Source organism: uncultured Salegentibacter sp. (genome assembly GCF_963972535.1).
GTDB lineage: Bacteria > Bacteroidota > Bacteroidia > Flavobacteriales > Flavobacteriaceae > Salegentibacter.
Genome location: NZ_CAXAVR010000192.1, coordinates 1 through 2,637, shown reverse-complemented (window position 1 = coordinate 2,637; position 2,637 = coordinate 1). Strand labels below are relative to the sequence as shown.

The following is a 2,637-nucleotide window of genomic DNA, read 5'->3' as shown; positions in this document are numbered from 1 at the left end:
GGAATAAGGGATTATCTACCATATAAATAATACTTCCGCTTCCCATTCTTTCTTCCCCAAAAATCAGCGAATTTTCAAGATCTTTTACCGCTGAACTTCCTGCAAAACCTGCAACTATTTCCGGTTGTTGAATGTAGGAAACATTAAAGCCTTTATCCAGGAGTTTGTAGCTATCGCTACTTAATTTTAAACTCAAATACGTATCGCCGTAGCCAAAAACCATTGGGTGGGTATTGTCCAATTTGGTTTTTACAATGCTTCCCGTGATCATATTTTGTGCGCTTTCCCGCTCTCTTTGTGCATACGGAATTAAATTCCCTGTAGCCGTAGAATCTTTGGTTTCAGATTTGTTCTCTTTAAGATTAAAGCCATCTTTTCCTGCAAAAGTGCCTACAGCACGACCAATGGCAATAAGTTTACCGCCATTGCTAACCCAGTCTTTTACTTGTTTTAAAGTATCCTCATCTAAAATATCAGCGTAATTGCCTTCTGGCATTATCAGAACATCAAATTGAGCCAGGTCAATATTTTTAAAATAATTGGTGTTTATTGAAGTTAGAGGGTAGTTGAGGTCTTGCTCAAAAAAGTGCCATATTTCTCCGTAATTTAAAGAAAAAGTGCCTTCGCCTTTTAAAACCGCAACTTTTGGTGAATTAATTAGTTTTACTTCAGGTGAACCAAAATCGGGTCCGCTACCAGCGAAACTTGTGCTTGCCGCTACAAGTTCTCTTTGATGTTTATTTGCGACTTCAACTACAGTTTCATCAAAATCTTCGTTAGTTCTGTTGTCGCTTTTTGTGATGATCAAGCTACCACGATCAAAATCTTTTCCTTCGCTTTTAAACGGAATTTCACTAAAACGCACCTTAATATTTTCCTTTAGCAATCCAGCTAAAAATTGGGCATCCTGCATGGCATTCCATTTTGAAACATAACCGGCTCCCGAAGGATTTGCCGTATTGGAAATTTCAGCATTTGTAGAATTTGCTTCTGAAGAAACTTCGCGTGGGCTCGCTACTGCTTCCAAACCGTAAGCATAAGGCAAACTCCAGGCAGTAATATCATAGGTTAGAGAATCGCTTAGGGTAGTGGAAGGTTCAAAAAGTACGTTTACCATTTTACCTTTTGGTTGGTTTGTATTGATCACCAAAGTGTTTTCGTCAGCATTCAAATTTCCTCTTTTACCTTCGGAATAATTAAAGCCTTTTATTCTTCCAGTTGCTGCATTTTGATACTTAATTTCGTGCTTATCCAGCAATTCTTTTAGTAAAGCAATTTTATCGGGATTTCCCTTTACCGCGTAAGATTTGTATTCCAGATTTGCATTATCAAAATACTTTTTAAATTCAGAATTTAAAGCATTAATATTTTTAGTAGCAACTTCAATAGTTGAAAGTCCGGTGGTGTGATGATGCGCTACCCGATCTTTTAAAGTGAGTTCGTAACCTTCATCGGTATTAATTCCCAATCCGGCACGACCGTGACCCGCCTGTTCGTAGGTCATTCCAATGGCGCCCATATAAGTTGGGTAGGTGTCTCCATAACTTGGGTATAGCAAATCAAAACGTTCTTTGGTAAAAAACAACCAGCCTTCTTCATCAAAATATTCGGCGTGGTTTTTCCCTATTTCGGTTTGAAACTCCCTTTGGAAAGGGGTGATAATTTCGTGAAAAGGTTCTGCCGCGGGTGCAAAATAATAAGGTTCATTGATGCCCTGCTCGTGAAAATCTACGTGAATATGTGGCATCCACTGGTTATAGATTTTAAGTCGTTGCTGGGTTTCCACCTGCGTGGCCCAGGCCCAGTCGCGGTTAAGATCAAATAAATAATGATTTGGTCTTCCGCCCGGCCAGGGTTCGTGATGTTCCGCTGCTGCTTGCAATGGACTGTAGGGCTCTGCTTTTACCTGGTTGTACCAGTTTACGTACCTATCGCGCCCATCAGGATTTACATTGGGGTCTATAATTACCACGGTATTTTCCAGCCAATCCTGTTTTTCGGTGATCAGGGCATATAAAGTTTTCATCGCAGCTTCGGTACTGGAAGCTTCATTGCCGTGCACATTATAGCTTAACCAAAGAATGGCTTTATCGGCTTCTCCATCAGTTTCAGAAATTCCGGTGTTTCCAAGATGATTGTTTCTAATTTCTTCCAGGTTCTGCAAATTTTTTTCCGAAGAAATCACCGCATAGGTAAGTGGGCGCCTTTCGTTGGTTTTTCCGTAAGTATGATATTCAACCAGCGGAGAATTCTCAGCTACCTGTTCAAAATAATTCACTACATCGGCGTGACGGGAGAATTGCTCCCCAATCTCGTAGCCCAGGAATTCTTCCGGACTTTGTAATTGTGCATTGATTTGTAAACCTAAAAAGAGAAAGACGACAGCGAGTAAAGTTGATTTCATTTATTGATTTTAAATGTTGAATTTAAGCTTAATAAGTTCCTTGTTATTCAAAAAGTCATTTTATCGTCATCCTGAACTCGTTTCAGGATATAAAGTTGATAGTAATTCGATTTACTTTAGAAGCTGAAACAAGTTCAGCTTGAAGTTTGATTATAAACCACCGATAATCGAGTAAAAACAGTATCTAGCGCCAAATTAACTAAAAATTAGCGAATAAAATTCTTAACTTCGGT

General features: G+C 39.2%; 1 protein-coding gene. It reads right to left on the bottom strand.

All coding sequences use genetic code 11. The features are described 5' to 3' along the window. The coding region (locus tag AACZ30_RS13695; RefSeq protein WP_339650073.1) for a M14 family metallopeptidase at positions 1–2,404 on the bottom strand (2,404 nt) is incomplete at its 3' end. Between the last annotated feature and the right edge of the window lie 233 nt (positions 2,405–2,637).